The sequence below is a fragment of the Polaromonas naphthalenivorans CJ2 genome (assembly GCF_000015505.1).
In the GTDB taxonomy this organism is placed as follows: Bacteria; Pseudomonadota; Gammaproteobacteria; order Burkholderiales; family Burkholderiaceae_C; genus Polaromonas; species Polaromonas naphthalenivorans.
The window spans coordinates 4234517-4257009 of the sequence record NC_008781.1 but is presented as its reverse complement, the minus strand read 5'-3'; the positions used below and the strand labels follow the sequence as shown (position 1 = coordinate 4257009).

The following is a 22493-nucleotide window of genomic DNA, read 5'->3' as shown; positions in this document are numbered from 1 at the left end:
TATCGCACTTGAATTGAATAGAACAATCAAGCCACCGGCCCATCAAGGCGATGCCAGCCCGCCAACCGCCATCCGTTCAACCAAGGAGTTTTTACATGACCGCTTCCAGCACCCGCCACCCCGCCAGCGACCCATCCATTGCGGTGGCCCAGGTCGCCATCGTCACCGGCGCCTCGCGCGGCATCGGCGCGGCCATTGCCCGGCGCCTGGCGCGCGGCGGTTATGCGGTGGTCGTCAACTACGCCGGCAAGGCCGCCGAAGCCCGCGCCGTCGTGCAGGCCATCGAATCGGCCGGCGGCCAGGCGCTGGCGGTGCAGGCCGACGTGTCGGACGCCGCCGCCGTGCGCGCCCTGTTCGACCAGGCCATCGAGGCCTTCGGCCGCGTCGATGTGCTGGTCAACAACGCCGGCATCATGCCGCCAGCGCTGCCGCATCTGGCCGACACCGACGACGCGACGTTCGAGCGCCTGTTCGCCGTCAACGTCAGGGGCACCTTCAACACCCTGCGCGAAGCCGCCGCGCGCCTGCAGCACGGCGGGCGCATCGTCAACTTTTCCAGCAGCGTGATCGGCCTGGCACTGCCAGGCTACGCGGTGTACGCCGCCACCAAGAGCGCGGTCGAAACCTTCACCCACATCATGGCCAAGGAGCTGCGCGGCAAGAACATCCGCATCAATGCGGTCGCGCCCGGCCCGACCGCCACGGACCTGTTCCTGAACGGCAAGACCCCCGAAACGGTTGAGCGCCTGTCGAAAATGGCGCCGCTGGAACGCCTGGGCACGCCTGGGGACATCGCCGCTGCGGTCGCTTTTTTGGTCAGCGAAGACGCCGGCTGGGTCAACGGCCAGACGCTGCGCGCCAATGGCGGGGTGGTTTAACGCCGCTTCAGGATAGCGCCGCCAGCTGTTCCTCTATTTGCGCAAACAGCGGCCGGGCGGCCGGGTCATCGCCGGCGCAACTGGCCTGAAACATTGCGGTTTATGAACCAAATAGCCAGTCTGCGCACGTCCAGCGTGCGCAGGCAGCTATTAAAAACAGAGCATTCTCAGCCTTGCCAGCCTGCCGCCCGCCGTGAACGGGCGGGGCCTTGCTGATGCGGCCTGCGCGAGCGCAGCGCCCACAGCAGCCCCAGCCCGAGCGCGCCGGCCAGCGCCACTGCCGCCAGCGGCGCGGCGCGCGTCGCCAGCGTGCGGTGGCCGCCGTCAATCGTGTGGACGCGGGACGGCTCGAACAGGTTGCCGTTGGTGATCGGCGCCGGGTCGGCGCGGTTGAGGGCGCGGTTGGTGAACCAGGCGCTGACGCGGCCGGTCAGCCCGGGCGCCACGGCATGCGCCAGCCGTCCGGGCAGCGCCGCGCTGCCTATCGAGGTCACGTCGCGCGGCGCTTTGGCCAAGGCCACCAGGCTGTCCGCGACCTGGCGCGGGTCGAGCACGGGCGGCGCCGGGCGCAGCCGCTTGCCGGTGTAGTTGGCGCCGTGCAGCAGGCCCGGCGTATCGACAAACGCCGGGTACACCTCGCAGACATGCACGCCCGGCAGGCTGCCCAGCTCGGCGCGCAGCGCTTCGGAAAAGCCGCGCAGCCCGAACTGGCTGGCGGTGTAGGCCGCCGCGTAAGGCGTGGCGACCCAGCCGCCGGAAGAGATCATGTTGATCAGCGTGCCGCGCCCCTGCTTTCGAAAATGCGGCAGCACCGCATGCGCGCCGTTGAGGTGGCCGATCAGGTTGGACTCGATGACCCGCTGGTGCGCCTCGATGGGCGTGGCGTCGAAGGCGCCGACCGCGCCGGTGCCGGCGTTGTTGATCCAGACATCGATGTGGCCAAAGCGCTCGATGGCGGCGTCGGCCAGCGCGCGCATGGCGTCGGCATCGGTCACGTCGGTCGGCACGGCCAGCGCCCGGGCGTCCAGCAGCTCGCATTCGGCGGCCACCCGGTCCAGCGCCTGGGCACCGCGTGCCGCCAGCACCAGGCGCGCGCCCGCGCGGGCAAAGGCCAGTGCGGTGGCGTGGCCGATGCCGCTGGAGGCGCCGGTCAGGACCACGACGGGGGCAAAGGGCTGGGGGGCGTCGGAGTTGGGCATGGTGTCTAGCCTGGAAGTGGTGGAAGTGGTGGAAGTGGTTGCGGGGTTTTTAATCGTCGGGGGCAAAAACCCGGCTGTCAATCGGCGAAGGCGCCGCGGCGCTATTTTTACGGCGCTGTCAAGCTCGCTTGCCCCGGTAAGTAGTTGCACGGAGTTGAAACCAAAGGTGTTACCGACCATCATCAGGCTGGCCCGTCAGGCCAGGCCCTTGCGCCTGGACCTGCCGACGGTTCGCACGCTGGAGTGACAGCCTTGCTTGGGAAGGACGAGATTGCTTTGAGCCGGTGTGTGTGAGGACTCGATGAATGAATCAACGAATAAATCAACATCAAAAGGACGACATGACCATCATCATTGCAGGCAAAAACACCTTGACGCTCACCTCGCTGGCCGCTGCCGTACTGGCGCTCGGCGCCTGCGGCGGGAACAGTGATCCTTTCGAAAGCAAAAACACCAAGCCGGCCTACCTGGGCGCCGTCGCCATCGCCAGCTACGACGGCGCCAGCGACGACCTGCTCACCGCCGGCCTCGGCAAGACCGGCCTGGGCGGGACCGCGCCGGCCGTGGCCGACCCGCTGAAGCCGACCCCCGCCGAACTGCGCCGGCTGGCGATTTTCAACAACTACCGCGCCATCCTCGACATCAGCACGAACGGCGGCTACGGCACGCTGTATGGCCCGAACGTCGATGCCAAGGGCGTCATCACCACCGGCGAAGGCAAGATCGCCGGGACCGAATACATCGCCTACTCCGACGACGGCACGGGCAGGCAGAACATCACCATGATGGTGCAGGTGCCGGCCAGCTTCAACCCGGCCAATGCCTGCATCGTGACCGGCACCTCCAGCGGCTCGCGCGGCGTGTACGGCGCCATCGGCTCGGCCGGCGAGTGGGGCCTGAAAAACGGCTGCGCCGTGGCCTACACCGACAAGGGCACGGGCACCGGCATCCACGACCTGCAGAACAACACCGTCAACGTGCAAAACGGCGTTCGCACCGACGCCGCTGCCGCCGGAAAAAACTCGATCTTCACCGCCGAACTGAGCGCCTCCGAGCGGGCCGCCTTCAACGCGGCCACGCCGAACCGCTTTGCCGTCAAGCATGCGCATTCGCAGCAGAATCCTGAAAAGGACTGGGGCAAATGGACGCTGCAATCGGTCGAGTTCGCCTATTTCGTGCTGAATGAAAAATACGGCGACCTGGCCCGGGACGGCGCGACGCACCTGAAAAAGCTCACGCCGTCGAACACCATCGTGATCGCCTCCAGCGTGTCCAACGGCGCCGGCGCGGCGCTGGCGGCGGCAGAGCAGGACACGCAGGGCCTGATCAGCGGCGTGGCGGTGGCCGAGCCCGAAGTGCAACTGGCGCCCGACGCCCGCCTGAGCGTCAAGCGCGGCGCCAGCGTGCTGGTCGGCACCGGCAAGCCGCTATATGACTATTTCACGCTGGCCAATTTGCTGCAGCCTTGCGCGGCGCTGGTGTCTCCCGCCACGAACGCCTTCAACACGGTCAACGCGGCGACTGCCACCAACCGCTGCAGCGCCCTCAAGGCCAACGGCCTGGTCACCGGCACCACGACCGCCGAACAGGCCGCCAGCGCGCTGGCCGCGCTGGTCGCGGCGGGCTGGCAGCCGGAAAGCAATGTGCTGCAGGCCTCGCACTACTCGTTTGCAACGCTGTCGGTCGGGCTGACGTATGCCAACACCTATGGCCGCTTCAGCGTCAAGGACAACCTGTGCGGCTTCAGCTTCGCGGCCACCGGCGCCGCCGCATCGGCGACGCCGAACGCCCCGGTTCCGGCTTCCGCCAGCGCGCTGGCGACCTCGTTCGGCGCGTCCAACGGCGTGCCGCCGACCATCGGCATCAACATCGTCAACAACCTCAGCGCGGGCGGACCCTTGCTCGATGCCGCCTCGCTGTCGGCCGGCGGTGTGCAGGACTACAACATCGCCGGCGCGCTGTGCATGCGCGAGCTGGCTACCGGAAGCAGCGCCAACGCCGTGCGCGTCAGGCAGGGCATGAGCGAAGTGGTGCGCAGCGCCAACCTGCGCGGCAAGCCGGCGCTGATCGTGCAGGGCCGGGCCGACACGCTGCTGCCGGTGGCCTTCACCGGCCGGCCTTACTACGGCATGAACAAGATCGTCGAAGGCACGGCTAGCCGGCTGTCGTACATCGAGGTGACCAATGCCCAGCATTTCGACGCCTTCCTCGCCTTCCCGGGCTATCCGGAACGCATGGTGCCGCTGCACCGCTACTTCATCCAGGCGATGGACATGATGTATGCCAACCTGAAGACCGGCGCCGCCCTGCCGGCCAGCCAGGTAGTGCGCACCGTGCCGCGCGGCCTGACGGGCGCCGTGGCCAATCCGATTGCCGCCAGCAATGTGCCGCCGATCAAGACGACGCCCGCCGCCGCTGACCAGATCACCTTCGCCAACAACGTGGTGACCATCGCCGACTGAGCGCGTCGCGCCTGCGAAAAAGCCCGTGGCGCAAAACTGCGCCACGGGCTTTTTTTCGAAGTGCCAGAAGCCGGCTTGTTTATTTGCTGGTTTTGACCGCCGGCACCGCTTCAGGCTGCGCTTCATCGGGCGCCGTCACCTCGACCCGCATCTCGTTGAGTTGCAGCGGGCGCGGGCCGTAGTCTGAAATAAAGGCCACGTCGGTCGCGTCATGGCCGTAGGCCAGAACGATGCGGGCGCCGCGCGGCGCGTCCTGCGTGGCGTCGAAGGTGTACCAGCGTCCGCCCAGGAAGGCCTCGAACCAGGCATGCAGGTCCATCGGCTTGAGCCCGTGCATGTAGCCCACCACCATGCGCGCCGGAATCTGCAGGCTGCGGCACAGCGCGATGCCGACATGCGCAAAGTCGCGGCACACGCCCGCGCCGTGCTCCAGCGTGTCCAGCGCATCGGTGCTGGCCGAGCTGACGCCGTAGCGGTAGGCCAGGTTGTGGTGAATCCAGGAGCGGATCTTTTCGACCTGGGCATAGCCCCGGGGCGTCCTGCCGACCACCGACAGCGCCTTATGCAGCATCTTGTCCGACGGGCAGTAGCGGCTTTGCAAGAGGTAATGCAGCACATTGGAAGGCAGCTCGCTGATCGGGGTCTGCGGCGCATGCGGCGCGACCGTGATGTGGTCCTCGACCTCCATCGCCACCTCGACGCCGATGCGCATGTGGCCGCGCGGCACGATCATGCGCTGGCACAGGTTGCCGTAGCTGTCGATGAATTCTTCCACCGGCACCCACGGCTCCAGGTCATAACGCTCGCTGATCATCCACTGCGTCACGCCGCTGCGCGGGCGCAGCATCGCAATCATGGGGCAGTCTGAAAAGGCGGTGACGCGGATGAAACAGGAGGCTTTGAGCTTCATGGAAAAGAGAAAATAAAGGAGGTGGGTTGCAGGACAAACCCAACAGCTTAACAAGCTTGGCCATCAATTGAAAAATATATTAAAGAGGGCTGTTGCGCTTGCCTGACAAGCACCAGCAGCTATTAAAAAAATAGCATCATGGGCTTCAATCCGTTGGCTTGCGGCCCTGCCGGCTGGTTTGCCGGGCCGAATCTCGGCGCTTTCGCCTGGCGGCATGGCGTGAAAGTGCGCATGCCGACAAGACCCCGTCTGACAAGGGCCGGGAAAAGCCCCACGGACAATCAAGAAACGGCGGTGCGGCTGCACTGAACTGGGGCGTTTCCTGGTTCTGTGCTGTCCAGCAGCACCCGCTTGATAACTACAACTTCGAAGAGACATAGGCCTGCACAATGAACCAGCCACATGTTGAAAGGCCGATGAGCCATCCAACCCTGCCTGCAGGCCCTCTCAACTTTCGCCAGTTGCGCGACAACTACCAGTTCCTTCGCGGCTTTGTACGCAATCCGGCCCGTGTCGGCTCCATCGTTCCGAGTTCCCACCAGCTTGAGCAGCGCCTGGTGCAGCTTGCCCGGCTTGGCGAGGCGCGCATGGTGGTCGAGCTGGGGCCGGGCACCGGCGGAACGACCGCCGCCTTTTTGCAGGCGATGTCTCCCACGGCCCAGTTGCTGGCCATCGAACTCGACAGCGAATTCCACCAGCGCCTGGACGCCGCCATGCATGACCCGCGCTTTAACCTTGAGCTGGGCAGCGCCGAGCGCCTGGCCGAATTCCTGGCGGCCCGCTGGCTGCCGGCGCCCGATGCCATCGTCTCCGGCATTCCGTTTTCAACCATGGCGCCTGAAGTCTCCGACCGGGTGGCGGCCACCGTCGCCCGGGTGCTGCGGCCGGGCGGGCGTTTTGTCGCCTACCAGGTGCGCGCGCATGTCGCCGATTTCATGTCGCCCTACCTCGGCCAGCCCGAGACCTGCTGGGAATTCATGAACGTGCCGCCAGTGCGGGTCTTCACCTGGGTCAAGCCCGGGCGCTGAGCCGCTCGGTTCCGCTCTCCGTCAGGCGCGCGGCGGTATCGCCAGGCCTTTAACCACCGCTGGGCGCGCCACGAATGCCGCCAGCACCCGCTTGACCTGCGCGAAGTCGTCGATGCCCACCAGTTCGCCGGCCTCGTAGAAGACGACCAGGTTGCGCACCCACGGAAAAGTGGCGATGTCGGCGATGGTGTAGTCGCTTCCCATGATCCAGTCGCGGCCGTCCAGCCGCCGGTCCAGCACGCCCAGCAGGCGCCTGGCCTCGGCCACGTAGCGGCCCAGCGGGCGCTTGTCCTCGTAGTCCTTGCCGGCGAACTTGCTGAAAAAGCCCAACTGGCCAAACATCGGGCCGATGCCGCCCATCTGGAACATCAGCCACTGGATGGTCTGGTAGCGGCCGGCCGCGTCCTGGGGCAGAAACAAGCCGGTCTTTTCGGCCAGATAGATCAGGATCGCGCCGGACTCGAACAGTCCCAGCGGCTGGCCGCCCGGCCCGTTCGGGTCGAGGATGGCCGGAATCTTGTTGTTCGGGCTCAGCGAGAGGAATTCGGGCGACATCTGGTCCTGCGTCTCGAAGCTGACCAGGTGGACCTCATACGGCAGGCCGGTCTCTTCCAGCATGATCGACACCTTCACGCCGTTGGGCGTGGGCAGCGAATACAGCTGCAGCCGCTCGGGGTGCAGAGCGGGCCATTTGTGGGTGACGGGAAAGCTCGAAAGCGTGGAGCGGTCGGTCATGGGTAATTCCTTGGGGCAAAGCAACAGCGGGGCGCAGGGTTCTGCGCCGGGCATTTTGACCCGAAGGCGACGGTTTTGCTTGGCGCGGTCATTGACCGCTTCAGATCCTGTTTTTACACAGGCCCAGATCAGGCGACGGACGTTTTTCTTGACGGCTTAAACGTCTTCGGGGCCGATTTGCACGTAGGTCGGCTCCATGTACATCACTTCCCACAGGTGGCCGTCCAGGTCCAGGAAGCCGTGCTGGTACATATTGCCGTGGTCCTTGGCCGCGCGGTGCATCCTTGCGCCTGCGCCCAGCGCATTGCTCACCATCAGGTCCACCGCCTCCCGGCTTTCGCAGGACAGGCAGACGATGACCTCGGTGCTGCGGGTGGCGTCGCAGATCGGATGCGGCGTGAAGGTCTTGAAAAAATCCTCGACCAGCAGCATCACGTAACTGTCGTCGCTCACGATCATGCAGGCGGCGTTCTCGTCGGTGAACCTGGGGTTGAACGCGAAGCCGAGCCGCTTGAAAAATCGCAGCGACTTGTCCAGGTTCTTGACCGGCAGGTTGACGTAGATCTGAGTGGCCATGCGCTTCCCCTTTGAGGCTTGAAGCTTGAACTGCCGGTCAAGGCGAGGCCGCCGGCAGTGTGCGAAACAAGGTGGTGGGCAAAGGAGTAGGGTGCTTTTCCAGGTCAGGCCGGCGCGTCGGACAAGGCGCCGTTTTTTTGTCGGTCACTGGAATGCCGCCGATGCTGCTGATCTGAAATTTCAAGCCAAATCGGGCTTTTGCGCATGTCCAGCGTGCGCAAGCTGCTATCAAATCAGGATAAACCGGCGGAGCCGGAAAAATAGCCCGTGCCGCCTACCGGCCCACCACCGACCAGCCCGCTTGCTGGTTGGCCTTGTTGTTCTCGTATTCCCACGCCGTGCCGCAGCGGTCGCAGCGGTACTTGGTGATGGTGACCAGCGCGGAGCCGCGCTTTTCCTGGCGGTTGGCGCCCTGCACCAGCTCGGGATGGCCGGGCGCCTTGCGCCAGTTGCGCTGGATGCCGGCGCACGAATCGCACAGCTCCATCTTCTTCAGTTCGTTCTTTCGGTTCAGGTCGTCGGTCATGGTGTTGCTGCTCTTCAGATGGGGCGAGGGTGCCTTGGATGTGGGGGTCGATTGTCGCTCCTCGGTCATCCGCGCTGGCCGCTGGGCAAACGCAAGCCGCGCAGGCGCTGGTGCGCCGCGTCGTCCCCAGCCACGGGCAACTGCTGCTTGGCCAGCAGGTAGTGGCTGGTGAACACATCCAGATAGGCCTCCAGCGTCCGTGCCGCGTGCGGCTCGCCCGCCAGCTCCAGGCACAGGGCGGCGACTTCCGAGGTGCAAAAATGGCTGTCGTGCTGGGAGCGGCGCAGGCGGTAGCGCGAGAGCTGCTCGCTCTGCAGGCTCAGCACCGGCAGGTGGTCCAGGTAGGGGCTCTTGCGAAACATCTTGCGCGCCTCGGGCCAGGTGGCATCGAGCAGCACAAACAGCGGCCGCTTGCCGTTGTCAAGATCGGTGGGCTGCACCTGCGCCACGACGCGCCCGTCCGCGACGAACTCGCCCGTCCGCGACGAACTCGCCCGGAAACACCAGATACGGCTGCCACTGCGGATCGGCCAGCAGGGCCAGCAGCGCCGGGTCCACCTCGGTGCGCGCCCAGCCAAAGGCAGATGTGTCGGCCACCACATCGGCAATCAGCCAGCCCGTGTTGCTGGGCTTGAGCGGCTCGATGTCGGCCATGATCAGGCACACCCCCGCACGCACAGTCACGGCCGGGCGCAAGGCGCACAGGCAGTGGCTGGGAACCAGGCGGCAACCGGCGCAGCGCTCGCCGCGCGGACCGCCACGGGCGAGAAAGGGTTTGGAACTGCGCGCCAGGCGGGCGGCGCGCAGGCGGGAAACTGCGTGTGCATGGGCGTGGGGCAAGGGGGCTGGCGGGGATGATGCGGCTTGGCTGGACATCGGACGGACTGTAGCAGTCAGCGCGTCACCGGCTGGTTCCAGCCCGCGACGTTGACGGCGTAGCGCGTGGCCTTGCCGACGCCTTCGACCCTGAGCAAACCGTGCTGCAGCAGCTCGGCCAGGTCGCGCGTGGCGGTGGCCTTGGAGGTGGCGCTGATCTTGCCGTACTTGTCGGCGGTCATACCGCCCAGGAATCCGCCGCCCAGTTCGCTGCTTCCCGCTTCGAGCAGGCGCATCAGCACCTTGATTTGCCGCGCATTCAGCGCCAGGCCGGACATGCGCTGCCGGAATGCGGCTTTGTCCAGCGCCTGCTTCACCGCCGCCTGGGACAGGATGCAGCTCCGGGTAAAAGCCTGCACAAACCATTGCACCCAGGGCGTCACATCCAGCGCGCCTTCCGGCGGGCCAGACTGCGCCTGGCTCAAGGCGTCGTAATAAGCGCCTCTAGACACCAGCAGTTGCCGCGACATGCCGAACAGCCGGGCCGGTGCGCCCACATCCTGCGCCAGCGCCATGTCCACGATGGCGCGCCCGAGCCGGCCATTGCCGTCTTCAAACGGATGTATCGATTCAAACCACAGGTGCGCCACCGCCGCACGGGCAAGGCCGTTGAGCGTGGTAGCCGGCACGTCGGGCGATGCGGAAGCGGCCCGCTGGCTGGCTGGGCGCGTGGCTTCAAACCAGGCCAGAAACCGTGCCATTTCACCTGCCACCCGGCTGGAAGCGGGCGCGGTGTAATGCACCACCTCCCGGCCGGGCCGTCCGCTGACGATCTGCATCGGGTCGGCGTGGTCACGCCAGCGCCCCACGGCAATCCGGCGCAGGCCCGACGTGCCGCCCGGAAACAGGGCCGACTGCCAGCGGCACAAACGGTCGCCGTCCAGCACCGAGGCGAATCCGTCCGTGGCGTCCTGCATCACCTCCACCAGACCGTCCACATGGCGGTCACCCGTGGATGCGTCGGCCAAGCCCAGGCGATACGCCACCGACGAACGAACCGCCGCCAGATCAAGCTGTTCACCCTCAATCGCCGCCGTGGCAACGGCCTCCTGCACCCACAGCTCGCGGGTGATTTCCTGCGCCTCCGTCAAGCCAATGGCATCGAGCAGGCCCAGCAAGCGGCCCTGCTGGAGGCGCGCCTGATTCAGGTCGTGGGCCAGCGCCTGTGCGTCAAAACCGAGCTTTGGCCAGTCGGGGTGCTGCCAGATGTAGTGGGCTGGCGTGGTGGGTGCGGAGGTTGTCATGAGCCGTATTTTAAATAATGCGGCTCAAATGGTGAGCCGTATTGTTTGGGAATCGGCTCATGCGGCGGAAATTGAAGCGCGAAAAATATCGATAACTCGTTGTTTCATCGCTCGTCCAATAGGTCAGACAGCGTCTGACCTATTGGACGAGCCAAATAGAGCTTTCACGCACGGCCTGTCTGCGCAAGCTGGATGGCGGAGGCGGAGCACCTGTTATGAATTGGCTACCAGCGATGCGTCTGCCGGAACGCTGCCGTCCAGTGTTCCATCTTCGGACGAAGTTGTGAGCAAAAAAGGCCTCTAGCGCATGTGCTGCGTGCGCAAGCAGCTATTAAATAAGGAGCGATCAGGCAGCTGCGCATTGTTTATCCGCACATTCTTCAGAATCCCTTCATGCATCAATTGTCCAGACGGCGTCTGGACAATTACAGATGGTGATCGTAGCCAGCAACGGCAGCATGGCGCGCATGAACACCGTCCACCATGAAGCGCCGCCGCGATGCGCTGCAGGCGGATGCTGTGCAAGCGCTGCTTGAAAAGTACCTGCCGCACCTTTGAGTGGTTGATTGCCGGCAAGCTGAACAGGGCCAGTGGCGAAAATTCAAACCGAATCGGGTTCTAGCGCACGCCATACCTGTGCCAACAGCTATTAAATCAGGAGCAATCAGGCGCCGGCACTTGTTTGTTCTTTTAAATTCGGCTGCTTCGACTATTTCGTTTATTGCGTTTGAGTGCTACCATTTTTTGCAAACCTGCCCCTGTCAATGCATGGCAATCAGTAAAAAAGGACATCCCCATGAAAGAGCAAGAAATTCTTGACCCCGCCAACGAAGCCGAAGCCGAGATGGCGGCGGTTGCCCATCAATGCCTTGTTGCCGCGCTGGATCACTCCAAAGCCGATCACATCGAGGTGATTCTTGACCTGGGCGCGCAAGGCGACGCCAGGCACGAAACCCCGGTGTTGAAACTGCCGCCGCGCGCCTTGCGCTTCTTTGCCGACGTGCTGCGCCAGATGGCCAAGCGCGAGCCGATGCTGCTGGTGCCGCAAAAGCACGAGCTGACCACGCAGGAAGCGGCCAATTTCCTCAATGTGTCGCGCCCTTTCGTCATCAAGGAAATCGAGGCGAACCGCTTGAAATGCCGCAAGGTCAACCGCCACCGCCGGATCGAATTTGAAGAGCTGCGCCGCTACCAGGCCGAGCAGCAACAACAATCCGAACAGGCGCTGCAAGACCTGACGAAGCTGTCTGAAGCGTTGGGACTGGAGTTCTGATTGGCCGGCTCATCGCGCTTTACCGCCATTCTGGATGCCAATGTCCTGTATCCCCAATTGCTCCGCGACACCTTGCTGAGCCTGGCTGTTGCACGCCTTTACCACGCACGGTGGAGCGCCACGATTCACGATGAATGGACGCGCAACCTGGCAAAAGACAGGCCGGAACTGGCGGCAAGGCTACCAGCGGTGGTCGAGCGGATGAACGCCAGCGTGCCCGACTGCCTGGTGACGAATTACGAAAAGCTGGCCAACAGCATCGAGTTACCCGACCCTGACGACCGGCATGTGCTGGCCGCCGCCATTGTTGGCCATGCGGACGCCATCGTCACCTTCAACACCAAAGACTTTCCCCAAGCCGTACTGCAGCCTTACGGCATTGAAGTGCAACACCCCGACGAGTTTGTGATGAACCAGTTGCAGCTGCAGAAAATACCTGCGCTGAGCGCCATCAAGAAAATGCGCGCCCGCTGGACGAATCCTGAACGGCCAGCCGAGGAGTTAATTGCCGCTTTCGAGAAACGCGGCTTGCCTCTGACGGCTGATCTGTTGCGTGAGGCGGTGGATTTGATTTAAAAGGGACTTGATAAATGGGATAGGCATCCCGGTTTTCGTTATGCGTTAAATAAATTTCGATTTAATTGAAATCTGACCCCAATTCCACATTAGCTGCTATCAAATTGAGATCAAGAGGGCATTAGCGCCTTGCCCATCCGCGCTTTTGCCGAGGTTTGGTTTATGTTGCAGTATGTGAAATCGAATTTAATTGGAATCCCACCCCGATTTCCTAACTCATATATTCTGATCCTATTAAAGATAGTGCCTCAAGAGGCGCCCCTTCTAAAATTGAATGTCTAGTTCGGGCGAGGGTGCATAGTTCCTCTCCAGTCGTATCTATTCTTAGTGATTGAAATTCATCTTCAAAGGATAAATCGGACGCAGTGCGAGAATTTGGCGACTCATCATTCGTCGAGAGGAGCAACTGACCAGTTGGAGTTTTAGGAATGTCGGGAAGAGCGGATTGAGCCACGGTTCCGTGAAGTCTTAAAAGCACCAGTGAGTTTAGTTTTGCGTCGTCTAATTGTGTTTCTAAGTTGAGTACAGCCTGAGTTCCGCCGTGTTCTTTCCATAGCTCCGCGAAAGCTGCAGGTGCCTGCCCAAAGAATGGGAGCACGGGATTAACAATGCCACCTTGTAATGCATTGGCAAGTGATGCTTGTTCCACGAGTTCCGGAAAGGCTTGAAAAGCATCTTGTGGTCCTTTCCATTCTGAAAAGGTACGTAGATAAAATAAAACGTTTACGAGCCTTCTCGCTCTCTGAATCTTCCAACGACGAAGATGCGGTGAAGTTAACGATTCGCTACATAATTCTGATAGTGACTGCTCGTAAAGATTTTTAAGAGCTGTCGCTTTTTCCACGAAATACTTTTCATCCAATCGAAGTACACGTAAGGTCTGAAACACTTGAGCTATAGATTTTTGATGCCGCAAAAAATAGCGAAATCTAGAATAATTCGATAGCGTTTTAAGTCTTTCAATAGGAATGCTAAATCCAGCTCCTTTTAATCTATCGCTTAACGATTGTGTACGATCTTCATAAAGTGCTAAATAAACCGTTAGTTCGCGAGTAAAGGAACGAAAGTCATCTTCGAATGGCACATCAGCACTAATATTGCTAGCATGCCATTCTTCTTTTGTTAAATACTCTGTTTTAGATAAATTTAATTCGAAATTACTGCGTTTAACGCAGTTTTCTATATCGCTCAGAACAACAGCTCGATCAGCGCTAGGGCATACTATAACAATGTCATCCACATATCTAAAATAATTTGATCCATATTTTTTTGTTAAATCGGAGTCAACTTGCGACAAGGCGACGTGCCCTAATAAGTGACCAGGTGCTGGGCCAATTGGGATGCCACCATTGCTAGCATTTAAGAGTTGAACGAAGAAGTTCGTAAACCCATCACTAAATTCATTTGGTAGATTTTGAAAGAGGCATTTCAAACTTTTTGTAATATTTTCAATTTTAACCGATGGGTAAAATCGTTTAATATCAGCTACTACCGCGATTCTGTCATTTCCTTGAAGCGCCCGGAATATTTCATTGTTGCGTCGCTTATAGCCTTCCGCAAAAAATCTATAGCTAGAGCCTGAACTGGCCGATTTTGGCCAAAGGTAGCTGTAGACTTGTGTGGAAACTGCAAATGAGGGGGATGAGGCTAGTATTGCTAGTATGTGAGCTCCCGCAAGAGCGGTAGAAGGATTTGGGGCAACACAGTCCCGATATTCGTGGACCAACTTTCCATTGTGGTTTGATGAACCCTTGTATAGCTGGAAAGGTTTGTAGCTCCATTTGTCGCATGAGGCTATCCTGCGCTCAAGCATTCTATGAATGTAAGCTGGATCTTGTATGGAAAGATTTTTTCCTAAAACTCTAAGGCCCATATAGCTCGGAAAATAACTTTGTTTTGTCGAATTTAGAGCACGAATTAGAAGCAACTGATCAGTAGTAATTGCACTCATAAATTTTTAAATTGCATTACTACAACTCTGCTATGTGTGAGGTGGTCATTAATGGGGTCTATCCATTGGAAATTTCGCGTTGGAGCATTAGATATATCTTCCTCTGTAGCGGTTAAAGAACTTTTACCACTAAATATCTGTTTGAGTGTAAAACTTATTGTTTCCACGAACGCACCTAACCATGATTTTTCTAGTTTAGGTTCGACCCATAGCCAAGAACTAGATTTTTTCCTATGGCTTAACCTAGCTGCAATCAATTTCAAGGAGTCCATCATCCGCTCAACCCCCTCCTTTTTTATACCTGATACAGCTGAAATAGTACATAGAAATCTATTTGATTTTTTTGCCTTCGCATCTTCAAAGAACTCGTCAAGAATCTCATTGATTTGACCACTAATGTTCAAGTCGCACACAGAGAATGTCAATTTTGCATATATTGCATTTGCAGCTAACCATGGTTTTAATTTTTCGAGTATCTCGGCGTAATAATTAAGTGCATCTGGAGACATATCAATTCCTCTGATATTCACATTTAGTGGTAGGGTTGGAATAATTTTTTCATGGCGAAGCTCGCAGATTGTTGAGAGAATCGCTAGAGTCCCCGCACCATGGCCGGCAGCGAGATCAAGAATAAAAATCTCGCCTTGCGCTAGTTGATCTAGCACCATCATCCGACTTCTAGGTTGTTCATTATTTACATCAATGCAAACATATTGCATTCTTGCTGCGGAGTTCAGGAATCTATTAGTAACGTGGTCTTGCGCTTCAGCCGAAGATGCGCCGCCGATATCACTTGAATTTTTGGGTTGGTAGTTTTTCAACCAGCCCTTTTCATTCAAGAAATCTGTATATGCATCGCATAATTTCTTGGCCAAACAAAGTTGCCCCTTGTCCCATAATGTTTGAGGTGTATGTTTAAGCGACATATTTTATTATTCATATTTAATTTGCTTGAAAAACCTGCTGTCTGCGCTGGCGGTAACGATCAAACTTCCGGTCGCCCGAGTCGCCCCCACATAAAACAGCCGCGCCTCCTCCCCCTCGTCCTCGCCCTCCGCAGGCATCTGCCCCACGCCCATCAGCGCGACCACTGCAAACTCCAGCCCCTTGCTGGCGTGCATCGTCAGCACCTTGATGGTGTCTTCGTCGGGGTGAAAGCTGCCCGAGCCCCGACGCACCTGGTGCGGCAGCTTCCAGCGGCTCAGCGCCTGGGCGCAGTCGTCCATCTCGTCGTAGCGCCGGCAAATCACGGCCATGTCGTTCCAGGCGTGGCCTTCGTGGTGCGCGGCGTTGAGCAGTTCTGCAATCTTTAGCGCCTCGGCGCGCCGGTTCGGCAGGCGAAATATTTGCGGCGCCTGGCCGTCGCGCCCGCCGCTGATCGGCTTGAGGCGCGGAATGCCGTCGTCGTCCCGGTCGGCCGCCAGCAGCAGGCCGCCGGCAACCAGGCTGGCGGTCTGCAGGATCTGCCGGGTGTTGCGGTAGTTGATCTTCAAAATCGTCGTGCGGCCCTGCGCCTGGATGCCGACGCTCTTGAAACTGAAGTGCCGGGTAAGGCCGCGTTCATAAATGCTTTGCGCGTCGTCGTACAGCAGCAGCAAGTTTTTGGTGGCCGGGTCCACCATCTGCGTCGCCAGCCTGAGCCATTCGGGCGCGAAGTCGTGGCCTTCGTCGATCAGCACGGCCTGGTACTGCCCAGCCGGAATCTGCTGGCTGTCCACGCCGTGAATCACGCGCAGCACCATCTCGTCCATCTTGGCGAACACCGGCATGTCGCGCGCGGGCAGTTCCTGGCCATGCGCCACCAGCTGGTCGCGACACCATTTGTGAAAATGCAGCGCATGCACCTTGCCGGACAGGCCCTTGGCGTCCATCACGCTCGCCAGCTTCACGGCCAGCGCCTCGTTGTAGCAAAGGATCAGGATCGGCTTGCTGTCGGCGGTGTGCGACTGGGCCAGGTATTCGGCGCGGTAGCCCAGGATCATCGTCTTGCCGGACCCGGCCACGCCGTGAATCACGCGGTGGCCGTCGCCCAGGCTGCGCGCCAGCTGTTCCTGCTGCAGGTCGAGCATGCGCAAGATGCCGGGGAATTCGGCATCGGGGTCGTTGTCGTTGAACAGCGCGCTCTGGGTTTGTACGCGGACCTGCGGGAACATGTTCCAGCGCACCCGGTCGAGTTGCTGCGCCGACATGCCGCCGCCAAAGGCATGCGCGAACATTGCCCACAGCCGCTGCTGGAAGGCTTCGGCCTTGCCGCTTTCAAGCATTTCGTCCTGGCAAATCACGTAATGCGGCTCAATCGCCTCGCCCAGTCCGGCGGCGTTGAACTGCTGGCGCGTGATGTGGGTAAAGACCACGCCGTAACCCCACGCAAAAGCCAGCTTGCCCCGGTGGCCGCCTTCGGCCTGAACCAGCTGCGGGTCGCGCTCCAGGGCGTTGACGACCTGGATGGCGCAAAACCGGGCCTGCGCCAGCGGGCTCATGACCACCTTGATGCGCCGGCCCACCTGAATGTCCCAGGCCTGCCGGGTGGCCTGGCGGATGGTCTCCAGCTTCCAGTCCTTGGTTTCGAGGATCAAAATGCCGTGCCGGGGATGCATCAGCACAAAGTCGGGGTGCGACTGCTTGGGGCCGACCGGCACGTCGTACCAGAGCAGGCAGTCGTTGTCGAGCTGCTGCTCCAGCCGCTCGGCCAGACGGCGCTCGCCGGAAGTCATGCGCGGCAGGCAGCTGCCGATTGCAGGGATGAGTTTTGCCATCAGAAAGTTACACGCCTAAACATTTTGTGACGCATATCATGCGCCCAAAAGGCGTGGCTTTACTGAATCAAGAGGGGTTTGTGCTGGCCGGAAACCAGCGCGCGCCGTGGTGTGGCGGCGCGTGCCGCCAGCCGGGGAGGGCTGGCGGCTGGGGGGGAGGGTCAGGCCGCTGCCGGGGCGGCGGCGGTTCTGTCGGACTCGGGGCTGTCGTTGAATTCCTTGATCGTCGCTGACGTCAGGGTGACATTGCGCTGGAGTTCGGCCAGGAGCTTGAATTCTTTCTGGATGGCTTTTTCGAGGGTTTGCAGCTCAATGACCTGCTTTTCCAGCGCTGGCAGCTGCGTGGCTTGCGCCGGCTGGGCGGCGGCTTTGGGGGTGTTTTGAAGTGACGCGGCTGTCGTGGCGGCGTTGCGCTTGAGCGTGGCATTTTCCTGCTCCAGCGCCTGCACCCGGGCTTCGAGCGCCGGTTCCCTGCTGGCCGCAACGGGCGCTTGCGGCGCTTTTTTGGCCAGGTCCAGGGCTTCGCGCAGTTTGGCGGCCTGCAGTTTCAGTTCCTGGTGCTCGGTGGCCGCAAGCTGCTGCTTTTGCTCGATGGAGCGAAAGTATTCCTTGGCCTGCGCCTGCTCGGCCTGGGCGTCGGACCGGGCCTTGGCGGCGTCGGCGCGTGCGGCCCTTTCCTGGTCTTGCAGCGTGGCCAGCTGGGCCTGCAGCGCGGACAGCTGCGATGCGCTTTCAGCCGCCGGGGCGGCTTCTTTTTTGCTGCGGGCGGTTTGCAGCTTCAGGTCTTCGTAGCTTTTGACCGCTGCCTGGCGCTCCTGTTCGAGCTGGCTGACGCGCTCTTTGGCCTGCGCCAGTTCGGCCTGCGCCTCGGGCCGGGCCTGCGGGGCTGGCGCTGGTGCCGGGGTGCGGCCTCGCGTTAACAGCCAGCACAGCACGAAGCCTGCGACGAGGCCGGCTACAGCGATCAATACAGTAAAAATTGGGGAGTCCATATGCGTGCTTTGTCGGGTTGGAGTCAAAAAACTACCAGCATTATTTGCCATAAACCGCCGTTCGTCCTCACGACTTGTTGCAAAAATAACTCAGACACATTTGTAAAGCCTGAAGAAGCCTGCGTTTCAAGCGTGCGGGCTCGTTGATGCGCTGCTGTTTTTTTGCCCAATCGCCAGATTCAGCCGTTGCGTTGCGGGCACATCTGGTAACGGGCAGACATGCTTTGTGCATGAACCGACATACTGGCATTACCTGTCGCGCGTTGAATGGACGCTGCCCGGTTGTTTGTCCTCGCGGGTATAAGGAAGTCCTATGAAAACGCTTTTACTGCTTTTGACCGCTGCCGGCCTGACGGGCTGCGCCGTGTACCCTGCGCCCGCCTATGAACCTTATGGCGGCGTCGCGGCCCCGCCTTATGTGGTCGAGCAGCCGGTGTACATCTATGGCGGCGGCGGGGGCTACTCTCGCCCTTACCCGTACGGCTATAACCGGCCACCGCCTCCGCCTCCGGTCATCATCAGGCCGCACCGGCCACCGCCGCCGGTTGTCATCGTGCCGAACCGGCCACCGCCGCCGGTCGTCGTCGTGCCGAACCGGCCGTTCCATCCCGGCGCGCATCAGCCGCGTCCGGGCCGTGGCAACGGCGACCGGGACCGTGACGGCATTCCGAATCGCCGCGACTTCGACGGCGTTCGACCCCCCACCGAACGCGACCGGGATGGTGATGGCGTTCCCAACCGGCTGGACCGCCAGCCCAACAATCCGACGCAAAGGTAGGGCGTCGCGCTGCGCGGCGACAGGCGGGAGCGGTTACGGGCAAGGCCGGCCGCTCGAACAGCCCGAATGGCTCAAATAAGCTTTTTGTCCTTGAGGTATCTGGACAGCCCGCAATAACCTTCTTTTTTCAGCAGGTCTTTTTCAACGGCCGCAGGCAGCTTTTTTTCCTTGAAGGCGGATGTCCAGGTCGAGCCTTGCGTCTCCCGCACGAAGTCAATGGCGTGTTCGAACTTGTCCACGTTTTGCTTGCAGACCAGTTCTTCCCTGGCTTTTTGCGCGACCTGTTCGGACGCGTCCTCGGCCTTGGCCGCCAGGGCATTCCCCGACAGAACCGCCAGCAGGGCAAGGGCCAGTGAATGGAAATGACGTGAAGGTGGGGTTGAGCAGGTCATGGCCCCAATCAGCACAATTTATGCCAGCGCTAAGCGAAGCCTTTTTGTTAAAAACAAGGGTCCAGCGGGCCTTGCCGGAGTTGGTTCAGCACGATTTCGCACCTTTTTTGTTCAATGCCGCCGTGTTCGCTGTGCACAGGCTGGTGCGCGATTTCCTCGTCAGGCGCTGCGCCCGAAAACAGGAATTCAGGCATAAAAACAGTGCTTTTCGCAATGTTGACGGGCGCTGGCAGCTATTAAAAACAGAGCAATTGCAGTATTAGCCCGGCTTGCCGTCAGCCCGAACGCGCGTCAGCACCGGCCAGTAGCCCACCGCATACAGCGCAAAGCCGCCCGACCACAACGCAGCGGACCCGATCACGGCATTCACCAGCTGCGCCGGCGCCAGCAGCGGCACCAGCACCCGCACCAGCGCCGCCGCCAGCACCAGCAGGTAGCAGGCCACGTCGGCGCGGCCCGCCTTGAGCGGCCGGCCGGTGTGGCCCAGCGCGGTGCGCGTCATCATGCCGATGACCAGCCCGCCGATGGCGCCCACCGTCAGCGCATGGATGGCGATGGATGGCGCGACCCAGCCCATTTCGGCCAGGCCGCGCAGCGCCAGATGCACCGGAATCCAGAAATAGGCCACATGCAGCACCCAGACCAGCGGCGTGCGGCGGGTTTTCCACGGCTGCCACAGCGCCCAACGCGCCAGGTGCGCGGCTGCGCAGAACCCGGCCAGCAAGGCCAGCGGCAAGCCGTGCAGCGGCAGCACATCGGCCAGCAGCAGCGCCAGGCTGGAGCCGAGCGCGGCTTTTTCCAGCCAGGCGCGCTTGATTGCCTTGACGCCCGGAATGCTGTTGGTGAACATCGGAATCACCCGCCCGCCCATCACCGCCATGATGAACAGCACGACGTCCAGCGCCACCTGGATGCCGATCCAGCCGGGCAGCTGCACCGCGCCCAGTTGCGCCAGGTGAACGCCCAGCACGGCAGCGGCCATCAGCAGCAGCAGGCCGATGAAAAAATAGTTGCGCTGGTTGCGCGCGGCAATGAACGGAATCGCCAGCCCGACGGCCGCTGCCAGCGGAAAAGCCACGTTGGCGACGGCGGCGGCCCAGCCGAAGGGCGTCAACACCAGCACCCGCCCGGCGACCCAGAGCGCGGCCAGCGCCATCAGCGGCACGCCGGTCGGCGTCGGCCGGCCCGACCAGTTGCGCCCGGCGGTGAACAGAAAACCGACCACGACGGCCAGCGTGAAGCCGAACAGCATTTCGTGCGCATGCCACATCGGCCCGGCCAGGTAGGGCTGGCCCAGCCAGCCGGCAAACTGCAGCGCCCACAGGCCGATCGACAGCGCGGCAAACACGCTGGCCAGCAGGTAAAACGGGCGAAAGCCGAGTTCCCACAGCGCAAAGCCAGGCGGCGGCGCGGCCGGGACCACTGACGGGTTCTTGATCTGGATGGGTTGTGACATCAGGACTTCTTTCGGGTAGGCCAGCGCCCGGGGTTCAGGCGCCGCCGCCACAGCCGCCGCAGCAACCGCCGCTGCCGTGGCCGGTCTTCAGCCGGTTGATGGCGACGCGCCAGGTGGCCGGGCCTTGCTCCAGATAGACCCAGGAAAACTGGCCCGGCAACTCGAACTGGAATTGGGCCTTCAGGGGTTGGGGGTCGTGGTCGCTGATCAATTCCATGATTTCGTCCGGGCCGAGCAGCTTGAAGGCCGCAAAGATCATGGAATGGCGATCAGGCGGCGCAATCTGGCGGACATCCATCGTGAGGTAGGCATCGCAAGCGGTCATGGGAACTCCAGTTGAAAAGGCAGAGCGGAAGGGGTGCTTAAAAGATGCATTTATAATACACCTATTCGTCCACCAGCAGTCCTGCCTGACCTTGACCAAGCGCAAGTCAGGGGAAGAAATGCCCGGCTTCAGCCGGCCCGGGCGTGCCGCTTCAGAAGGCTTTCGCCTTCTCGGCCTGAAGCGGGTGGCTCAATGGTGGTGGCCGTGCTCACCATGCACATGCTGGTGCGCGATTTCTTCTTCGGAGGCCAGGCGCACGTCGCTGACTTTTAGGCTAAAGCGCAGCGCCTTGCCGGCCAGCGGATGGTTGGCGTCCAGGATCACGGTGTTGCCCTTGATCTTGGCGACGTTGAAGACCTGCTTGCGGCCATCGCTGCCCTGGCCTTCGAGTTGCCCGCCGACCTTCACGCCGGGCGGAAACTGGCTGCGCGGAATGGTGCGCACCAGGTCTTCGTCGCGCAGGCCGAAGGCGTCCTCGGGCTGCAGCGCCAGCGTGGTCTGGTAGCCGGCTTCCTGGCCTTCGAGCGCCTGCTCGATCTTGGGCAGGGTGTTGCCGTAGCCGCCATGCAGATAGACCATGGGCTCCTTGCTGTCCTCGATCAGCTTGCCCTGGGCATCGGATACCTTGAAGCGCAGGGTGACGGCGGTGTTTTTTTCAATTTTCATGGGTAGGTGTTCTCTGGAGGAAGGGGCCGGGCGACATCGGCCGGCAGCCCGTTGCGGGTGAATGATCTTAGCAACGATGGCCCGCCCCCGCCGCGCCCGCGCGGCGACCCGCTGCGTCGCGCAGGCATCCGGGAATCCGGACTACACGCAAGGGCAGCCGCTGGCGCCATAGTGGGAAAGCCTGGACAATTCATCCCTGCTTTTTAACTTTACGCCGACCCGCCCATGTCCACCTTGCCGATGAATCCGCCCGCTGTTGCATCCATCGAACTGCTGTCCGGCGCCGCCAGCCCCAGGCCCCTGTTCGTGCTGCTGCACGATGCCGGCGGCTCGGCGCTGGACATGCTGGAACTGGGCAACCGGCTGGGCGATGCGTTTGCCGAATCGGCGGTGCTGATTCCCGAAGGGCTGACCGGGCCGCTCAAGGCGGGCGACAACGACGGCGCCCTGGCAGGGCAGGTCAAGGCGCTGGCCGATTTTCTGCGCCTGCAGCAGCAGCGCTTTGGCGTCCTGCAGTCCGACACCGCGCTGGCCGGCTTTGGCGCCGGCGCCACCCTGGCGCTGGCGCTCAGCGATGCGCACGATGGCCTGGTCGGCCGGGTGCTGGCCTTTGGCGGCTGCTACGCCGTCTGGCCCGCGAAGGCGCCGGCGCTCACCACCCTGCATCTGCTGCACGGGCAAAACGACGCAGTGGTGCCGGTGGCGCGCACCCGCCAGGACTTTGCGCACTTGATGGAACTCGGCGCCGACGCCACCCTGGACGTGGCCAGCACGCTGGGGCATGAGCTGCATCCGGCGCTGATGGACCAGGCGGTCACGCGGCTGCAGACCTGCGTGCCGCTGCGCTTCTGGAAAACGCTGTAGGGTTGCGGAGTCAATAATTTAGATGAAAAG

Annotated in this window: 22 protein-coding genes and 1 pseudogene; 8 read left to right on the top strand and 15 right to left on the bottom strand. The window is 61.5% G+C overall.

What is annotated here, in order from left to right; all coding sequences use genetic code 11:
- Nucleotides 1–95 precede the first annotated feature (95 nt).
- Nucleotides 96–878 carry a glucose 1-dehydrogenase gene (locus PNAP_RS19875; protein WP_011803349.1) on the top strand — a complete coding sequence of 261 codons (783 nt, stop codon included), beginning with the start codon at nucleotides 96–98 and terminating at the stop codon, nucleotides 876–878.
- Between the two features lie 167 nt (nucleotides 879–1045).
- On the opposite strand, the gene PNAP_RS19870 is transcribed toward PNAP_RS19875, so the two are convergent.
- Nucleotides 1046–2077 (bottom strand): SDR family oxidoreductase, encoded by a 1032-nt coding sequence (locus PNAP_RS19870; RefSeq protein WP_049763723.1) that lies wholly within the window; start codon nucleotides 2075–2077, stop codon nucleotides 1046–1048.
- Here PNAP_RS19870 and PNAP_RS27740 point away from each other — a divergent pair.
- Both PNAP_RS27740 and PNAP_RS19860 read left to right on the top strand, forming a co-directional pair.
- On the top strand, nucleotides 2076–2324 hold the full coding sequence (locus PNAP_RS27740; protein ID WP_041376841.1) for a hypothetical protein: 249 nt from the start codon (nucleotides 2076–2078) through the stop codon (nucleotides 2322–2324). The genes PNAP_RS19870 and PNAP_RS27740 overlap by 2 nt on opposite strands.
- Before the next feature lie 94 nt (nucleotides 2325–2418).
- Nucleotides 2419–4539, top strand: a complete 2121-nt coding sequence (locus PNAP_RS19860; RefSeq protein WP_041376840.1) for a D-(-)-3-hydroxybutyrate oligomer hydrolase — start codon at nucleotides 2419–2421, stop codon at nucleotides 4537–4539.
- A gap of 79 nt (nucleotides 4540–4618) precedes the next feature.
- On the opposite strand, the gene PNAP_RS19855 is transcribed toward PNAP_RS19860, so the two are convergent.
- A complete protein-coding gene (locus PNAP_RS19855; protein WP_011803346.1) occupies nucleotides 4619–5449 on the bottom strand; it encodes a transglutaminase domain-containing protein in 831 nt (276 codons plus the stop codon).
- Nucleotides 5450–5865: 416 nt separating this feature from the next.
- Between PNAP_RS19855 and PNAP_RS19850 the strand changes: the two genes are divergently transcribed.
- Nucleotides 5866–6477: a class I SAM-dependent methyltransferase gene (locus PNAP_RS19850; RefSeq protein ID WP_232290726.1), complete on the top strand. Its 612-nt coding sequence runs from the start codon at nucleotides 5866–5868 to the stop codon at nucleotides 6475–6477.
- Between the two features lie 21 nt (nucleotides 6478–6498).
- On the opposite strand, the gene PNAP_RS19845 is transcribed toward PNAP_RS19850, so the two are convergent.
- The 5 genes and pseudogenes from PNAP_RS19845 to PNAP_RS19825 form a co-directional block, all read right to left on the bottom strand.
- Nucleotides 6499–7212: a glutathione S-transferase N-terminal domain-containing protein gene (locus PNAP_RS19845; RefSeq protein WP_041376839.1), complete on the bottom strand. Its 714-nt coding sequence runs from the start codon at nucleotides 7210–7212 to the stop codon at nucleotides 6499–6501.
- 156 nt (nucleotides 7213–7368) lie between these two features.
- Nucleotides 7369–7788, bottom strand: coding sequence for a VOC family protein (locus tag PNAP_RS19840; RefSeq protein ID WP_011803343.1), 420 nt, complete (start codon nucleotides 7786–7788; stop codon nucleotides 7369–7371).
- Between the two features lie 274 nt (nucleotides 7789–8062).
- Nucleotides 8063–8314 carry a hypothetical protein gene (locus tag PNAP_RS19835; protein WP_041377493.1) on the bottom strand — a complete coding sequence of 84 codons (252 nt, stop codon included), beginning with the start codon at nucleotides 8312–8314 and terminating at the stop codon, nucleotides 8063–8065.
- Between the two features lie 65 nt (nucleotides 8315–8379).
- A pseudogene (locus tag PNAP_RS19830) lies at nucleotides 8380–9190 on the bottom strand (tRNA-uridine aminocarboxypropyltransferase).
- 17 nt (nucleotides 9191–9207) lie between these two features.
- Nucleotides 9208–10434, bottom strand: coding sequence for a Fic family protein (locus tag PNAP_RS19825; protein ID WP_011803341.1), 1227 nt, complete (start codon nucleotides 10432–10434; stop codon nucleotides 9208–9210).
- Between the two features lie 796 nt (nucleotides 10435–11230).
- Between PNAP_RS19825 and PNAP_RS19820 the strand changes: the two genes are divergently transcribed.
- Nucleotides 11231–11707, top strand: a complete 477-nt coding sequence (locus PNAP_RS19820; RefSeq protein ID WP_011803339.1) for a helix-turn-helix domain-containing protein — start codon at nucleotides 11231–11233, stop codon at nucleotides 11705–11707.
- Nucleotides 11708–12283 carry a PIN domain-containing protein gene (locus PNAP_RS19815; RefSeq protein WP_011803338.1) on the top strand — a complete coding sequence of 192 codons (576 nt, stop codon included), beginning with the start codon at nucleotides 11708–11710 and terminating at the stop codon, nucleotides 12281–12283.
- A 211-nt stretch (nucleotides 12284–12494) separates the two neighbouring features.
- On the opposite strand, the gene PNAP_RS25940 is transcribed toward PNAP_RS19815, so the two are convergent.
- The 4 genes from PNAP_RS25940 to PNAP_RS19805 all read right to left on the bottom strand — a co-directional run bounded on the left by PNAP_RS25940 (nucleotide 12495) and on the right by PNAP_RS19805 (nucleotide 17982).
- Complete coding sequence (locus tag PNAP_RS25940) at nucleotides 12495–14234, bottom strand: RNA-directed DNA polymerase (RefSeq protein ID WP_011803337.1); 1740 nt, start codon at nucleotides 14232–14234, stop codon at nucleotides 12495–12497.
- On the bottom strand, nucleotides 14231–15160 hold the full coding sequence (locus tag PNAP_RS27210; RefSeq protein ID WP_011803336.1) for a hypothetical protein: 930 nt from the start codon (nucleotides 15158–15160) through the stop codon (nucleotides 14231–14233). Before PNAP_RS27210 ends, PNAP_RS25940 begins: the two co-directional genes overlap by 4 nt.
- A gap of 6 nt (nucleotides 15161–15166) precedes the next feature.
- Nucleotides 15167–16990, bottom strand: a complete 1824-nt coding sequence (locus tag PNAP_RS19810) for a DEAD/DEAH box helicase (protein ID WP_011803335.1) — start codon at nucleotides 16988–16990, stop codon at nucleotides 15167–15169.
- Nucleotides 16991–17151: 161 nt separating this feature from the next.
- On the bottom strand, nucleotides 17152–17982 hold the full coding sequence (locus tag PNAP_RS19805; protein ID WP_157040339.1) for a coiled-coil domain-containing protein: 831 nt from the start codon (nucleotides 17980–17982) through the stop codon (nucleotides 17152–17154).
- Between the two features lie 313 nt (nucleotides 17983–18295).
- Between PNAP_RS19805 and PNAP_RS27990 the strand changes: the two genes are divergently transcribed.
- A complete protein-coding gene (locus PNAP_RS27990) occupies nucleotides 18296–18760 on the top strand; it encodes a hypothetical protein (RefSeq protein WP_011803333.1) in 465 nt (154 codons plus the stop codon).
- A 71-nt stretch (nucleotides 18761–18831) separates the two neighbouring features.
- Here the strand turns inward: PNAP_RS27990 and PNAP_RS19795 are convergent, their stop codons facing one another.
- The 4 genes from PNAP_RS19795 to PNAP_RS19780 form a co-directional block, all read right to left on the bottom strand.
- Nucleotides 18832–19152 carry a hypothetical protein gene (locus tag PNAP_RS19795; protein ID WP_011803332.1) on the bottom strand — a complete coding sequence of 107 codons (321 nt, stop codon included), beginning with the start codon at nucleotides 19150–19152 and terminating at the stop codon, nucleotides 18832–18834.
- Nucleotides 19153–19411: 259 nt separating this feature from the next.
- The gene (locus PNAP_RS19790) at nucleotides 19412–20608 is read right to left on the bottom strand and encodes an NnrS family protein (protein ID WP_011803331.1); all 1197 of its coding nucleotides are present in this window, start codon (nucleotides 20606–20608) and stop codon (nucleotides 19412–19414) included.
- A gap of 34 nt (nucleotides 20609–20642) precedes the next feature.
- Nucleotides 20643–20933 carry a DUF2249 domain-containing protein gene (locus PNAP_RS19785; protein WP_011803330.1) on the bottom strand — a complete coding sequence of 97 codons (291 nt, stop codon included), beginning with the start codon at nucleotides 20931–20933 and terminating at the stop codon, nucleotides 20643–20645.
- Between the two features lie 189 nt (nucleotides 20934–21122).
- The gene (locus tag PNAP_RS19780; protein ID WP_011803329.1) at nucleotides 21123–21599 is read right to left on the bottom strand and encodes an FKBP-type peptidyl-prolyl cis-trans isomerase; all 477 of its coding nucleotides are present in this window, start codon (nucleotides 21597–21599) and stop codon (nucleotides 21123–21125) included.
- A 225-nt stretch (nucleotides 21600–21824) separates the two neighbouring features.
- Here PNAP_RS19780 and ypfH point away from each other — a divergent pair, with 225 nt between their 5' ends.
- Complete coding sequence (gene ypfH / locus PNAP_RS19775; RefSeq protein WP_011803328.1) at nucleotides 21825–22463, top strand: esterase; 639 nt, start codon at nucleotides 21825–21827, stop codon at nucleotides 22461–22463.
- Nucleotides 22464–22493: the final 30 nt, after the last annotated feature.

What these genes read in the sequence shown, in the direction of transcription:
- PNAP_RS19875 (WP_011803349.1), top strand. Translation starts at nt 96, where the DNA reads ATGACCGCTTCCAGCACCCGCCACCCCGCCAGCGACCCATCCATTGCG.
- PNAP_RS27740 (WP_041376841.1), top strand. Translation starts at nt 2,076, where the DNA reads ATGGTGTCTAGCCTGGAAGTGGTGGAAGTGGTGGAAGTGGTTGCGGGG.
- PNAP_RS19870 (WP_049763723.1), bottom strand. Translation starts at nt 2,077, where the DNA reads ATGCCCAACTCCGACGCCCCCCAGCCCTTTGCCCCCGTCGTGGTCCTG.
- PNAP_RS19860 (WP_041376840.1), top strand. Translation starts at nt 2,419, where the DNA reads ATGACCATCATCATTGCAGGCAAAAACACCTTGACGCTCACCTCGCTG.
- PNAP_RS19855 (WP_011803346.1), bottom strand. Translation starts at nt 5,449, where the DNA reads ATGAAGCTCAAAGCCTCCTGTTTCATCCGCGTCACCGCCTTTTCAGAC.
- PNAP_RS19850 (WP_232290726.1), top strand. Translation starts at nt 5,866, where the DNA reads ATGAGCCATCCAACCCTGCCTGCAGGCCCTCTCAACTTTCGCCAGTTG.
- PNAP_RS19845 (WP_041376839.1), bottom strand. Translation starts at nt 7,212, where the DNA reads ATGACCGACCGCTCCACGCTTTCGAGCTTTCCCGTCACCCACAAATGG.
- PNAP_RS19840 (WP_011803343.1), bottom strand. Translation starts at nt 7,788, where the DNA reads ATGGCCACTCAGATCTACGTCAACCTGCCGGTCAAGAACCTGGACAAG.
- PNAP_RS19835 (WP_041377493.1), bottom strand. Translation starts at nt 8,314, where the DNA reads ATGACCGACGACCTGAACCGAAAGAACGAACTGAAGAAGATGGAGCTG.
- PNAP_RS19825 (WP_011803341.1), bottom strand. Translation starts at nt 10,434, where the DNA reads ATGACAACCTCCGCACCCACCACGCCAGCCCACTACATCTGGCAGCAC.
- PNAP_RS19820 (WP_011803339.1), top strand. Translation starts at nt 11,231, where the DNA reads ATGAAAGAGCAAGAAATTCTTGACCCCGCCAACGAAGCCGAAGCCGAG.
- PNAP_RS25940 (WP_011803337.1), bottom strand. Translation starts at nt 14,234, where the DNA reads ATGAGTGCAATTACTACTGATCAGTTGCTTCTAATTCGTGCTCTAAAT.
- PNAP_RS27210 (WP_011803336.1), bottom strand. Translation starts at nt 15,160, where the DNA reads ATGTCGCTTAAACATACACCTCAAACATTATGGGACAAGGGGCAACTT.
- PNAP_RS19810 (WP_011803335.1), bottom strand. Translation starts at nt 16,990, where the DNA reads ATGGCAAAACTCATCCCTGCAATCGGCAGCTGCCTGCCGCGCATGACT.
- PNAP_RS19805 (WP_157040339.1), bottom strand. Translation starts at nt 17,982, where the DNA reads ATGGACTCCCCAATTTTTACTGTATTGATCGCTGTAGCCGGCCTCGTC.
- PNAP_RS27990 (WP_011803333.1), top strand. Translation starts at nt 18,296, where the DNA reads ATGAAAACGCTTTTACTGCTTTTGACCGCTGCCGGCCTGACGGGCTGC.
- PNAP_RS19795 (WP_011803332.1), bottom strand. Translation starts at nt 19,152, where the DNA reads ATGACCTGCTCAACCCCACCTTCACGTCATTTCCATTCACTGGCCCTT.
- PNAP_RS19790 (WP_011803331.1), bottom strand. Translation starts at nt 20,608, where the DNA reads ATGTCACAACCCATCCAGATCAAGAACCCGTCAGTGGTCCCGGCCGCG.
- PNAP_RS19785 (WP_011803330.1), bottom strand. Translation starts at nt 20,933, where the DNA reads ATGACCGCTTGCGATGCCTACCTCACGATGGATGTCCGCCAGATTGCG.
- PNAP_RS19780 (WP_011803329.1), bottom strand. Translation starts at nt 21,599, where the DNA reads ATGAAAATTGAAAAAAACACCGCCGTCACCCTGCGCTTCAAGGTATCC.
- ypfH (WP_011803328.1), top strand. Translation starts at nt 21,825, where the DNA reads ATGTCCACCTTGCCGATGAATCCGCCCGCTGTTGCATCCATCGAACTG.